Below are 13,013 nucleotides of genomic sequence, written 5' to 3' on the forward strand. Positions count from 1 at the left end.
ACGTGCCGGTACCGGCCGCGCCGGCGTGGCTGTTCGACCCTGCCGCCGCCGGCTGCCCGCCCGGCTGCGAGGCACTGCGCGGCGCCCTGGCGCCGCTCGACGAAACGACGATACGAGCCGTCATCGCGACACTGACGGCACTTGGACTGCCGCTGATCAAGCTGGAGCCCGGCGCCAAGAAGCCGGTCGGCACATCGTGGCAGGCCGGCCCGGGGCTGACCGAGGACGAGGCCGTCGCCTGGGTGCTCTCCGGCGGCAACGTAGGTGTCAACCTGACCGGCACCGACTACGTCCTCATCGACGCCGAAAACGCCGCCGCCGCCGAGATGTTCGCCGGCGCCGGCATTCTCGTGGCCGGCGTCACCGCGCGCGGGCAGGACCCGCAGGATCGGGGGAAGTTCGGCGGCGCCCACAGTCTGGTGCGGGCCACCGGACCGCTCGGGGCGCTGCACCGGTTCCGCGGTCAGGTGCCGGCCGGCGGAGGTGATGGCGTCGCGGCCGGGGCGATGGACTGGATCGCCGCCCAGGCCGGCGCCGACGGCACCCCGGCGGCGGGACGGTTCGTTGTGGTCCCGCCGTCGATCATCGACACCGACCACGGCCGGTACCGCTACCGCGCCGTGCCCGGCGGCGCATACGACGGCGGGCCGGTGCCCGAGCTGGCAGCCTGGGTCACCGACACCGCGCTGGCGGCGCCCACACCGGAGGCGGCCGCGTGGCGCGACGAGCTGCACGCACGTGCCGCCGGCGGAGCAACCCGCACCGGGGCCAGCGGCAGGCGGGAGAAGGCCGCCCGCAACGGCGACGGCGGCCGCGCAAAAAGCTATCTCGACAGCGTCGTCGACGGCGCTGAATGGATCAAATGGATCGACGGCGAGGCCCGACTCATCCCCACCGGCCAGACCGACACATGCGGCTCCGACTGCGAGATCTGGCATTGGATGGGCGCCGAGAACGCGAAGTCCGTCACGCTGCACGACGGCTGCGACGGCTATGGATACGGCGCCCACATCTGGTCCGGCACCATGCTGGGCGCCCTCGCCTGCGGCGAGCACCTGTCGCGGGCACAGCTCGCGATGGCACTGGACGGCATCAGCTTCGGCGACGCGCTGCGCCGTGCCGGCATCGACCCGGACGACCCCGCGCTGTGGGGGCCGAAGTTCACGCCGTTTGAGGTGCCGGGCGGCGCGGGCGGCGGCGGCGGCATTTCGCCGGTGCCGCCGGCCGGCGACGCGCCCATGTCAGACGACGACGACCAGGGCGGAGACGATTACAGTGACGGCGACGATGGCGATGACGATGACGACAGCAGTGGGCAGCGACTATTGACCGCGATCGGCGACATCGAAAAACGCTACGACGGCTTCTGGGACCGCCTCCCTTTCCTGGCGCGGGTGCGTCAGGCCGCCGACGCCAACGGTGTCGGCCGGTGGCCGCTGCTGATAGCGACGCTGCCTGTCGCGGTCTCCACCGTCCCGCCACACGTCCGCTTGGTGAACCGCGTCGAAGGCAAAGGGCGATCAGGAACCAGCCTGAATTTGAACTCGATTCTTCTCGGCGATCCCGAGGCCGGCAAGAGCGAGATCCTCGACCTCGTCCTAGACCTTATCCCGGAGACGCACCGCCGCCTCATCGTCGGCCCCGGCACGGGCGAGGGGCTCCTCAAAAAGTTTTTCTACGTGCCCGCCGACGACGAAAAAGAGCCGCAGACCACCGAACCGAGTCCCGCACCCCCCGGCCCCGACGAGACGGCAATCACCAACCTGCCGTCGTCGTCGTCATCGATTCCGGACACAACTCTGCCGACCGACACGGTACTTATGGTCGGCCCCGAGATCACCGCACTAATCGCCGAAATGAAGCGGACCGGAACCAAGGCCACCTCCTACCTGCGGCAACTATGGGTCGGTGAAGCAATCGGCAACACCGCCAGCGACCAGAACCGTGATTTTCAGCTGCCCCGCCACAGCTACAGATTTGGCGCCGTCCTCGGCGCGCAGACCACACCGGAAGCCATCGAGGCGTTGTTTTCTGAGGCCGGCGTCGGCTCCACGCAAAGGTTCTTGTATTGCCCGGCGATGACGACGAAGCCCACTGGTTCACCGCCGCCGTTTCTGGTGGCTCCGCCGCCGTATTGGACCGCGACTGGCACTCCGCCGACTACGCCGCTCGCATATCGCGAGCCGGTGTTCATTCGGCGCCCTCCAGCGGCGACAGCCGCCATCGTGGCGCACCAGGACAAGATAGCGGGAACGCTCCGCGGTTTCTCCCGGGCCGCAGCGCGGCGGCGGGTGGAGAACCCCGGAGTCGACGATCACCGCGGGCACGAGCTCGTTCACCAGCTGAAAATCATGGCCGCACTGGCGCTCGCCGACGGGTCTCTGGCGCCGACCGATCTCCACTGGGAACTGGCCGGGGCGATCATGGAGGTTCGACTCGCTACTTTGACGGAAATCGTCGAGCTGCTGAAGATATACGAGCGGGCCGGCGTCATGAAGAAGGGCCAGTTCCGCGGGCTGGAGAACTCGGTATCCCGGCGGGTGGAGCGAGTCGAGAACGGGAGATTCACCGGGCAAGTGCGCCGCGCGGTGCTGGACATCATCGCGCGGCTGCAGCCGGTCAGCGCTGCGGGCATCGTCAAGGAGCTGACCGCTCGCCACCAGCCGTTCGCCGAGGATGCGATCGACTACTTTCTCGGCCGGGGGGATGTTGTCCAGGACGGCGTCAACCGGCGCGGCAATCCGCTCTACGCCTTGCACAAATAGATCGCGGCGGGGTCGGCCGGCGCTGATCGTGCCGCGAATCGCGGCGCAACTGCGGCGATCGCGGCGGAATCGCGGCGATGATTTTTGGGGTATAACCGCAGTTCAGTGGGGGTTCCGGTGAATCGCGGCGATTGCGGCGATTTTCGCCGCCCCACTCCCACCGGAGGGGCGGGGCTGGAACAGCCTATAACGATCGACATTTTTATACTTACTGTTATATAAGTTACTTCATCGTTATATGTTACACGATCCAGACACTATCCGTATTCGGAGCCCCCCTCCTGCGGCGGCTCGGGGCGAAAAATCGCCGCAATCGCCGCGATTCGCAGAGACATGCCTCTAGCTGGGGTTATATCCCGAAAATCATCGCCGCGATTCCGCCGCGATCGCCGCAGTTCCCGCCGCGATTCGCCGATAATCGGCTACAGCAGCCACAACTGTCACAATCTCGGCTGTATTTACTGTATGTAATCGGGCCGATGAACTAAGCGATGACACTCAGCGTTGCGCACGGGCGCAGCGCCCGAAAAACCCGTCGCTGTGCGACTCTACGGGGGCCAAGCCCGCGCCCTGAGCGCGTCGTCAGCCGCGGATCACCGGCCGCGCCGGCGGCCGCTGCGGTCGCCGGCGGCCGAACTCGGCGGCGTAGCGCTTCACCGTCGCCCGGCCGATGCCGTAGACGTGAGCCAGCAGCTCGACGGGCTCACCGTCGCCGTAGCGGCGGGCCACGTCCTCGCGGGCGGTCGGCGAGTGCTTGAACGGCCGGGTGGCCGCCAATCCGCGCGCCCGCCGCGCGTCTCGCGACGCGGCCCGGCGTTCGCGGCCGACCTCCAGCTCGTACTCGGCCAGCGACGCCATCACCGACGCCACCAGCCGCCCCGCGGCGGTGGAAGTGTCCACGCCGTCGCGCAGCGCCCGCACCGCGATGCCGTCGGCGGTCAGCGCCGCGATGGTGGCGGCCACCTCGGCGGTGCTGCGGCCGAGCCGGTCGACGGCGGCGACGACCAGCGTCCCGCCCGCTCCGCCGCCGCGCAGCCACGCCACGGCGGCGGCCAGCTGCGGGCGGTCGGCGCCGGCGGCGCCGGACAGTTTCTCGGCGAACTCGCGGTCCGCGACGATGCGGGCCGCGGCCAGCGCGTCGTGCTGGGCGTCGAGGCTCTGTCCGGCGGTGCTGACGCGGGCGTAGAACGCCACTCGGCCGCCGGGGTTCTCACCGAGATGTGATCCCAAGATATGATCCTTCCTCACCTGGGCTTCCGCGGCCGCGAGACGCCCGGCTCGTATCTGTGGATATGAGCCCTCGGCGGCACTCACCTGTGTGCCCCGAATTCGTCGGCGTAGCGGCGCACCGTCGTGATCGAGATGCGAAACAGCGCGGCGAGTTTCGCTGCCGACTCGCCGGCCGCGTAGCGGCGGCCAATCTGCCGGCGCACTTCTGGATTGGTGACGGCATAGGCGCCGGGCCGATTTGTTCTCATGGCGGCCAGGCTGAACCATCGACACCGGCAACGACGAGCGCGGCGCGTCGCGCGGCAAGGATGATCGTCGAATCCGCCGGGCGTCCGCACCGGCCACACCACCACCCGCCGGAGATATAGCTTTCTCCAGATGACGGGCGACGGTGTCTTTGTGCATTGCGATTTTCCTCTCGCTCGCGGTGTGTGCTTGTGGGCGTTCGTGGCGGTCGGTCAGCGGCGCCTCCCGTGTGGCGCGAGAGCGGTGTGGCCCGTCGCCGCATCGGCCGACCGGGGAACGTGTAGCCATGCCGATGATGCCGGCCGCCGGCCAGGCGGCGAACTCACTGCGCGAGACGCTGGTACGCCGCGGCTACCTGCCCGACGACCGCGGTGTGCTGACAGCCCCGCTGAGCTGCCCAACTGTAGCGGCGAGGTTCGCCGGCTAGCCCGCGGCGGTGAGCGCTGGGTCGAGTTGATGCCCGACGAGGACCACAGCCTGAGTGCTTATGACGGGACCAGTGTCCAGACGCCGCAGTTTTGGGTCTGGAATGCTTTGTCAGTGGGCAGGATTGTTACAACCTGCTGGCCGTCAGCATTGCTGTTCGCGATGATCGAACCGACATTACCCTCCAAGTCTTTGTCGCGCTCCCAGTAGCAACTGCTGCCGCCGGCCGATCTGTAGGTGCCGGGCACAATGTCCATTCCGACCAGAAAAGTGCCGTCTTTCGTGATTTCGCTGGCTGGCCCGGCAGGCGCAGGAGGCGATGGTGCTGGCGCAGCTTCCGGTGTGGGTGCGGAACCGACCGCAGGAGATTGAGGTGCGGCTGCGTTGTTGGTGTCGTTGGCACCACTAGGTTTGCCGTTGTTTGAATCCCCGTTGTTGGAGACCGAGCCAAGGATGATGAGGAACGCGACCACGCCTGCGGTAATCCACGGCCACTTGCGGCGCTTCTTGGCCGGTGGCTGAGGAGGTGGGTATGGCACGTGCATCGGTGGCGGTTGGTTAGTCACCTGGTTCTCGTCTCGCTCGTCTCTACATTCGCGTGTGAGCAGGGGTTGGTGCAGGAATCTACACCAGCGCGCGGACTTTCTGGGCAGCAATGGCCGAGTGATTGGACTTTCTGGGCAGCAATGGCCGAGTGATTGACCGTTTCGGCCGCTGGTACATCTTCCCGCCCCGCATCGAGCCGTTCGCCGGGATGGGGCGGCTGCCGACAACAGGCCGACCGGCCGCATCGGTCCCGGTGATCATGAGCTTCGACCGTTCATCCCACACGGCGACTGGACTTCGCCGCGCGTTGTCGGTACGACCATCGTTGGACTCGCCGATGCCGAAGAACCGCTGCGGCCACTCCCCGCCAGCCGTCTCCGTCGTCAGCCGACGCACATCTGCGAGCACCGTCTCGACCTGCTCATCGGGCAGGTGCTCGATCAGGTTAATCAACTCATCGCGACTCGCGGTCATACCCGACTTCCGCAGATGGTGGGCACACGGATCGCCGAACTTCTGCGTTGACCAGCGCAAACGTGGGATGAGCTGATTTGGGCCGTGTTACTACACGGCTTGGGCGGTGCGCGCGGTGTCGTCAGTCGGCAGCGACGATGCTGGGTGTGATGTTGAGATATCTGGGGGGGTTCGGGCAGGTCGAGCGCGGCGAGGATGGTCTTCTGACCCGCGGTGGTGGTTGGCGTTGGGCGACGCGGCCGTCGGCGGTGGCCAGGACAGACCATCGTGTCGGCGCCGCAGCCAACCGCTGCCCGAACCGTCGGGCAGGGCGAAGAAACACCCATACCAGCAGATCTGCGTGTCATCTGTGTACCCGTAGCCTCCAGGGACGGAGGAAAACGGATGAAACTCAACCTGTATGCGTCATCTGTGTACCCGTAGCCTCCAGGGACGGAGGAAAACGGATGAAACTCAACCTGTATGCGCGAATGCGTGTGCTGACGATATCGACGGCGCGTTCATCTGCCAACCGCCACCACGGACGGGGAACCGCCGACGTCGATGGTGTCGACGACCTGGTTGGTGGACGGGTCGATCACCGACACGTCGCCACTGTTGTAGTTGGTGACGTAGATGTCGCCGGCCGCAGGACCGGCAGGACTGACCGCCACCCCGCCCGGTCCGCTGCCGACGCCGATGGTGTCGACGACCTGGTTGGTGGACGGGTCGATCACCGACACGTCATCACTGCTGGTGTTGGTGACGTAGATGTCGCCGGCGACGGGGCCGGTGGGACTGACCGCCACCCCGTTGGGTCCGCTGCCGTCGCCGATGGTGTCGACGACCATGTTGGTGGACGGGTCGATCACCGACACGTCATCACTGCTGCTGTTGATGACGTAGATGTCGCCGGCCTCAGGACCGGTAGGACTGACCGCCACCTCACCCAAGTTGGAGCCGACGGCGATGGTGTCGACGACCGTGTTGGTGGACGGGTCGATCACCGACACCGTGCCGCTGCTGTTGATGACGTAGATGTCGCCGGCCTCGGGGCCGGTGGGACTAACCGCCACCCCGAACGGATAGTTGCCGACGCCGACGGTGGCCACGACCTTGTTCGTGGACGGGTCGATCACCGACACAGTGCCGCTGCTGTTGTTGGTGACGTAGATGTCGCCGGCCTCAGGACCGGTGGGACTAACCGCCACCCCGTTGGGTTCATCACCGACGCCGACGGTGTCGACGACCGCGTTCGTGGACGGGTCGATCACCGACACATCCTTACCGTCGTAGTTTGTGACGTAGATGTCACCGGCCGCAGGACCGGTAGGACTGACCGCCACCCCGAACGGTTCGTTGCCGTCGCCGATGGTGTCGACGACCTTGTTGGTGGACGGGTCGATCACCGACACAGTGCCGTCTTGGTTGGTGACGTAGATGTAGCCCGAGAAGGGGTAGGGCTTGCCGGGCTGTCCGTCGACGCCGGTTTGGCCGGGTTCGCCGGTGTGTCCGGTAGTGCCATCGGGCGAGCCGATACCGTAATGGCCGCCGGCCCCACCCTCGCCGCCGGCACCGCCGCTGCCGGCGGCCCCGCCAGCGGGGTAGTCCGGCGTGCCGGCCCCGCCGTTGCCGCCGGTGCCGCCGGCGCCGCCAGTTCCGCCGTCACCGCCGTCACCGCCGTTGCCGCTGTGCCCGAAGACCGCGCCGCCGTTGCCGGCATCACCGCCAGCGCCTCCGACTCCGCCGGTACCGCCATTGCTGCCGGCGCCGCCAGTGCCGCCGTTGCCTCCTACCCCTCCGTTACCACCGTTACCGCCGGACCCGGCGTTCCCGCCCAGTGAGCCGCCATCACCGCCGGAACCGCCGTTGCCGCCTGAACCGCCGACCCCGCCATCAGTGCCGTTGCCGCCGCTGCCGGTAACGCCGGCAGATCCCACAGCACCATTACCACCGTTGCCTCCTTGGCCGCCGTTGCCGTAGTCGCCGCCGTTACCGCCGGCACCACCGTTGCCGCCGTTGGCGCCGGTGGTGGCGGTCGCCGGTTGGCTGTAGCCGTCACCGCCTTGGCCGCCGTTGCCGGATATGCCGGTCGGGGTGTTTCCGGTTGCTCCACTGGCCGCGTGGCTGCCGTTGGTGTTGAGCCCGCCTGCGCCGCCTGCACCAGCCTTGCCGATGTCACCGCCGTTGCCGCCGTTGCCGCCGTCGATGTGGCCGGCTGTTCCTGTCGCGCCCGTGCCGCCGGTGCCGCCGACGCCAGCGTCACCGCCGGTTCCCCCGGCCGCGGCGTTACCGCCAGGTCCTGCTGTGCCGCCAAGTCCGCCTTGGCCACCTGCACCGGCGTTGCCGCCGACACCACCGACACCACCATCGCCACCATCGCCGGCATTCCCGCCGGTCCCATCACCGCTGTTAGCGAAGCTGCCGGCTGCGCCGGCACCGCCGGTGCCTCCGTTTCCACCGGCGCCGCCTTGGCCGGCGTCGCCACCTTTGCCGCCATCACCGAATAGGGTTCCGCCTTGCCCACCGGCACCGCCGTCACCGCCTGCGCCGCCGGTGCCGCCGGTCCCGCCGTCGGACCCGGTAGCACCTGTGGCGCCGAGATAACCCTGCCCGCCGACCCCGCCTTGGCCACCGTCGCCGCCGTTGCTGAAGAACAACCCGCCGCTGCCACCAGCTCCACCTTCGCCGCCGGTGCCGCCGTCGGGATGGGTCGCGGTGCCCGCCCCGCCGGCGCCGCCGTCGCCGCCGTTTCCGCCGTCGCCGAAGAAGAACCCACCGGCGCCGCCGTCCCCGCCGGTCCCACCGGTACCGCCGTACTCCCCGGCGGTGCCCGCGGTGCCGTTGCCGCCGTCGCCGAACAGGAATGCGGCGTTGCCTCCGGTACCGGGCGCGCCGTTGACCGGGGCCGGATCGGTCTGCGCCGCCAGAGCATGGATAGCAGCCGTGGCGCCGACACCGCCGTCAGCGCCGTCGGTCACGGTCCCGGCGTTACCGCCGTTGCCGATCAGCCAACCGGCGTTGCCGCCGCTACCGTCGGCGCCCCAACCGTTGCCTCCGTCGCCGAACAACAACCCGGCTGCACCGCCGTCGGGATGAGCAGCGGTTCCGGCGGCACCATCACCGATCAGATACAGCCCAGACAGGTGATTGATCAGCCCGTCGAGCTGCTCCCCGAGGTTGCTGTGGATCCAGCCTTCGATGTCGGTGTGGATCAACGTGTAGACGTCCTGGTCGAACGAGCCGGCAAAACTTGCCGCGGCGCCACCGCCGAGGTCCACACCGCCTAGGTCCACACCCGCCAGGGACGCGGTTATCCCCGAGGGGTCGATGAAGGGATCGAGCAAGTCGATGATGTCGGCGTGGGCGGGCGGCGCGGTGGCCAACGGGGTCATCCCCAACGCCAGAAACGCCCCCAATGCGCCGCTGCCGCCGATCAACCGGCGCCGACGCCGACCCGCCCGGCCCTGACTCTGCTGCTGACGATTGCTCCTGATGCGCTGCCGACCAGCCATGGCCACACCCCTTCGCGTAGGCGCGTTGTTGAGGAAACCGAGGAAGCGACCATGACCGCAAAAGCCCAAAACCGAACGTTTCGTAACCCACCAGAACCTGACAATCCCTCGGCACGCCGGAAGCTACCACTTAGGGACAGCCAACCAAAACGTTTTGGTTTTTTCCGGCATTCCCCCCTACGACTGGCTGCTCGCCTACGCCACGGCGGCGATGCCCACCGAAACCGTCGTAGACGTTTCCTACACGGTCACCGCGGCCGGGTGACGCTGCTCGTGGAAGTCGAGGCGTGAGCGTGAACGCGAGCATCCCGGCGAAGGCCGCAATCCTGGCCGATCTGGTCGACCCCACCGACAACGGCAGCTTGACCACACTGGCTGACTACACCATCAGTGGGCTCATGGTGTTGGTGGTGATCGCCGGGGCCTGGCACGCCTTCAAAGACTGGCACGCGAAGACCATCAGCGGGGGCGCCCCGAAGTCGGCAGCCCGGCCTGCCCGCCCCGGCGGCGGTGCAAGGGATGCCACTGCTGCCGGCGGCAGGGCAAAGGCAGTGCGATGGCCACATTGCGCAACCACGCCCTCGGGGTGCTGGCCGTCGAGGTGTTCCTCGGCGCGATCATCTTGCTCGCCAACCACGCCGCCGACCTCATCCCCAGGCTGTGACGGTTCATCCAGCCGCCGCCGGCAACGCGGCGCACTCGTCGCAGTGGGCACCCAAGGTCGAACATGGCCACCATGGAAACGAATCAGCCCGGCACCTATGCCGTCACCAACCCCGAACTACGCCACGTCACCGCGTTGGAACCGGTGCACAAGCTGGCGGCCGGACCCTGCACCGCCGAGGACGTCGTGGACGCGGTCGCCGCCCTGCGCCAAGCCCAGAAACAGAGCCGAAACTACGAGCGGACGTTGATGGCGATGGCGGTGCACCCGACGGCACATGGCGTCCGGTTTGACCAGCCGATGTCATGCGATACGGCACAGACCCGCGCCAATGATCGGCCCACACCGACAGTGCAGGGTCAAAACACAGTCTAACCAGGCACTTTCGATGACCGCTCCGGAGTGAATGACGATACAACAAACAATACAGGCGCCAATACAGGCGCCAATACAGGCGCCGCTACAAGCGCCGGTACAAGTGTCGGTACGGAACCCGGCGTGACGAGGCGCCGGCCAACACAGGGACTCGATGCAGGCCGCGACACACGGTGACGATCCGGAATCAGCGCATGGTGCACGCACATCCGAACCAGTCGCGTCGCGGCCGTCGTTCCCTGGCACGTGGATTTACAGTGCGCGGACGGTGATCCGATCACCGTAAAAGCAACGGCTCTGAAGGGAGAATCCAATGCCGAAGCCCCCCAACAAATATCTTGTCGCACTTCGGATCGTCGAGGCCATCCACGCCGGAGTATTCGACCCACAACTGGCTCAGTTGTTCACCTCGCTGGTCGCCGACATCAAGGTCGGCAGGCCCAACGTCACAACCCGTCTCAGCGGGCTGCTGGCCGCGGCGTGGAGCCACACCGGCCGTCGAGCCGCCGCCGCGACCAAACCGGCCGAACTACGCAAGGCGCTGAGCGCACTGCGCGCCATGGCAGAACTGGAAGCAAAGCTCGGCATGACACCGCCCGACCTAGCGTTCGCGGCCGGGGGCAAGCACCGTACGGCCAAGGCGCCCAAGCCCACAGTAGTCCCGGCCTCCAGCTACGCCGCGTCGATGCCGGCGAGCCCGCCGCACCAGCAAGACTCCCCCGGTGAAGCGGGTGGTGGCTGGCGATGGGGAGCGGCGAAGTGATCCGGCGCCATCCGATGGTGGTGCCAGTGACGGTGTCAACGGCTGCCTCGCCACCCGACACCGACCAACAGCCATGAACGATTCGACGATCGTCATCGAACTGCCGGTCGTTGGCGTTACGGACGCCACCAGCCGCGATTGGATGCTCGCCTACGCCACGGCGGCAATGCCCAGCGAGACGGTCGTGAATGTGGACTGCACGGTTGTTGCCGGCCGGGTGGTGTTGCTCGTAGAAGCCGAGGCGTGACCCGCGCCGTCTCGCCCGCGGCAGAACAAGGTGTCGTCGACGACCACCTCGATCGCCGCGTTGGCGTCGAGCAGTCGGTCGACGATCAACCTCGCCAGCGCCAGCCCGATCGGCTCGGCGTCCCAGGGGTTGCCGGGCAGCGCGCCGCGGCCTGATGGGCCAGATGCCGCAGATGCCGCTGAAACACCGACGGCTACCGGTGATGTGCCGGTGTCGCCGCCGCCGGAAGGCGGGACGCGCCCGTTGGGGCTTTCCGACCTTGACGGCGACGGACCCGCGCTGTCCGACGGAGCCGAGGCCGTTGCTGGGCCGCGGGTTCGGCGACGGCGCCGGCGGCGGTGTGGCAGCGAGCTCGGCTGCCGGCGCGTCTGGTCCCGGCGTGGGCACGGTGCCGGGCTGATTACCGCCACCAGCGTGGCCGGGCGGCCGTGGCCGAAGGTGAGTCTGTCGGCCGCCCTATGTCCTGATACGGCGGTAGTTCACCATGCCGGCAGCGATCCGTCGATGGCATCGTCACGTCGATGGCATCGTCACGTCCAGTCCCTCAGTCGTTGGTACTGTGCTGGACGCTGAATGTCATAGTGCGTCAGCGGATCAGCCGTTATCTCCGCCAAGTCGCCGGACGCCCGACGCTGCCAATGCCGTCCAGCCGAGTCGGTGAAGGCTACCTCCAGTCCGAGTTGACCTTGCATTGGGCTGTTATCCGGGCCATCGACGGTTACCCAGAACCTGCCGGGAGGTAGTGTCCGGACCAACGCACGCACCGTATTGATATTGCGGTGTCCGCCTTGGGGTTGAGGCCGGTGAAAATGTTCCTCGGCCTGTTCTCCAGTGCGCCACGCGGCACCCTGCACCCACACGTAGTACACAACCACGTTCATCACTGGCTCGTCCGACGAATTGGACAGTCGAAGACCGCCGTGGCCGGCATGCGCATCCAGCCACACGCACACGCGACGGGCTTGCCCAATGTGTTGCTCCTTGGCGATCGCCGTGTCCTTCGCAATCGCATCGCGTCGCAGCCGCACCCACTGGTAGATGCCCGAAAAGCAACGTTGCCGCTGTTGCTAAACCCGCGACCCATGTTCCGATTCCATCCCAAACGGCCGCATTCGGACAGAACATAGATGCAGTCTTTCGCTCACACGTGGGCACGAACAATACTTGCAGCCGTTTAACTTGTCGTCGTGTCGTCCCCGTAACCCTTCGGTTTCGGGACGGCGGGAAGGTGCCGTGATCTGCGTTTTTACGGGCAAGATGCCGCCAAGCGCGCCGACCCCCTGGAGCAGGAGTCCCGAGTTCAAGTCAGTTTTCACGTTTCGGTGACCCATCTCACAGTGCAAGCTAAGCTCGGGAGCTAAATTATAGAGCACCCCAACGCTTGCAAGGTGGTCGGGGTGTCATCGGCGGCGGGGGCGTTGGCCGCCGCGGTGATGACTCCGTTGGCCACCGCACCGACCGCGCACGCCGATGAGTTCGCGTTGTTGGATTTCCTGGATCCGGCGGTGTGGCTGTCATCGGTCGACGGTGTTGGTGGGGCGGCGTGGGCCAACCCCGGGGATTGGTCGAGCTTGTTCGCGCAGCTGGGGGACTCCTCGGCCGTCGGCGACTCCGTTGTCACGTCGGGTGCGGCGGTCAACCCCTTCACCGGGTTAATGCAGGATGTCAATGGCTGGCTTGAGACCAACTGGATCAGCACCCCGTTTGGTGAAGCGGTGGACAGCCATATCAATGCCATGGCCTCGGGGTCGGTGTCATGTCTCGTCGCGCGCGGCCTCGCTCA

Annotated in this window: 13 protein-coding genes; 7 read left to right on the forward strand and 6 right to left on the reverse strand. The window is 67.3% G+C overall.

What is annotated here, in order from left to right; all coding sequences use genetic code 11:
- A partial coding sequence (locus tag AC2VOU_RS09070) for a bifunctional DNA primase/polymerase (RefSeq protein ID WP_486957079.1) occupies positions 1-2,765 on the forward strand: 2,765 nt, incomplete at its 5' end.
- A gap of 582 nt (positions 2,766-3,347) precedes the next feature.
- On the opposite strand, the gene AC2VOU_RS09075 is transcribed toward AC2VOU_RS09070, so the two are convergent.
- Positions 3,348-3,995 (reverse strand): recombinase family protein, encoded by a 648-nt coding sequence (locus AC2VOU_RS09075; RefSeq protein WP_486957080.1) that lies wholly within the window; start codon positions 3,993-3,995, stop codon positions 3,348-3,350.
- 80 nt (positions 3,996-4,075) lie between these two features.
- Positions 4,076-4,243, reverse strand: coding sequence for a hypothetical protein (locus AC2VOU_RS09080; protein ID WP_486957081.1), 168 nt, complete (start codon positions 4,241-4,243; stop codon positions 4,076-4,078).
- 284 nt (positions 4,244-4,527) lie between these two features.
- Between AC2VOU_RS09080 and AC2VOU_RS09085 the strand changes: the two genes are divergently transcribed.
- Positions 4,528-4,668 carry a hypothetical protein gene (locus AC2VOU_RS09085; RefSeq protein ID WP_486957082.1) on the forward strand — a complete coding sequence of 47 codons (141 nt, stop codon included), beginning with the start codon at positions 4,528-4,530 and terminating at the stop codon, positions 4,666-4,668.
- Between the two features lie 58 nt (positions 4,669-4,726).
- Here the strand turns inward: AC2VOU_RS09085 and AC2VOU_RS09090 are convergent, their stop codons facing one another.
- The 3 genes from AC2VOU_RS09090 to AC2VOU_RS09100 all read right to left on the reverse strand — a co-directional run bounded on the left by AC2VOU_RS09090 (position 4,727) and on the right by AC2VOU_RS09100 (position 9,181).
- Entirely contained in the window at positions 4,727-5,233 is a 507-nt protein-coding gene (locus tag AC2VOU_RS09090) for an Rv1352/Rv1906c domain-containing protein (protein WP_486957083.1), read from the reverse strand.
- 58 nt (positions 5,234-5,291) lie between these two features.
- Positions 5,292-5,687: a hypothetical protein gene (locus AC2VOU_RS09095; RefSeq protein ID WP_486957084.1), complete on the reverse strand. Its 396-nt coding sequence runs from the start codon at positions 5,685-5,687 to the stop codon at positions 5,292-5,294.
- Between the two features lie 500 nt (positions 5,688-6,187).
- Entirely contained in the window at positions 6,188-9,181 is a 2,994-nt protein-coding gene (locus tag AC2VOU_RS09100) for a PGRS repeat-containing protein (protein WP_486957085.1), read from the reverse strand.
- 736 nt (positions 9,182-9,917) lie between these two features.
- On the opposite strand from AC2VOU_RS09100, the gene AC2VOU_RS09105 reads away from it, so the two are divergent.
- The 4 genes from AC2VOU_RS09105 to AC2VOU_RS09120 all read left to right on the forward strand — a co-directional run bounded on the left by AC2VOU_RS09105 (position 9,918) and on the right by AC2VOU_RS09120 (position 11,385).
- Complete coding sequence (locus AC2VOU_RS09105) at positions 9,918-10,220, forward strand: hypothetical protein (RefSeq protein ID WP_486957086.1); 303 nt, start codon at positions 9,918-9,920, stop codon at positions 10,218-10,220.
- A 313-nt stretch (positions 10,221-10,533) separates the two neighbouring features.
- Complete coding sequence (locus AC2VOU_RS09110; protein WP_486957087.1) at positions 10,534-10,983, forward strand: hypothetical protein; 450 nt, start codon at positions 10,534-10,536, stop codon at positions 10,981-10,983.
- A 73-nt stretch (positions 10,984-11,056) separates the two neighbouring features.
- Positions 11,057-11,230, forward strand: coding sequence for a hypothetical protein (locus AC2VOU_RS09115; protein WP_486957088.1), 174 nt, complete (start codon positions 11,057-11,059; stop codon positions 11,228-11,230).
- Positions 11,227-11,385: a hypothetical protein gene (locus AC2VOU_RS09120; protein ID WP_486957089.1), complete on the forward strand. Its 159-nt coding sequence runs from the start codon at positions 11,227-11,229 to the stop codon at positions 11,383-11,385. The genes AC2VOU_RS09115 and AC2VOU_RS09120 overlap by 4 nt, the downstream gene beginning before the upstream one ends.
- A 375-nt stretch (positions 11,386-11,760) precedes the next feature.
- On the opposite strand, the gene AC2VOU_RS09125 is transcribed toward AC2VOU_RS09120, so the two are convergent.
- Positions 11,761-12,111 (reverse strand): hypothetical protein, encoded by a 351-nt coding sequence (locus tag AC2VOU_RS09125; protein WP_486957090.1) that lies wholly within the window; start codon positions 12,109-12,111, stop codon positions 11,761-11,763.
- Between the two features lie 516 nt (positions 12,112-12,627).
- Here AC2VOU_RS09125 and AC2VOU_RS09130 point away from each other — a divergent pair.
- The coding region (locus AC2VOU_RS09130) for a hypothetical protein (RefSeq protein WP_486957091.1) at positions 12,628-13,013 on the forward strand (386 nt) is incomplete at its 3' end.

Source organism: Mycobacterium sp. TH-M25, assembly GCF_057473665.1.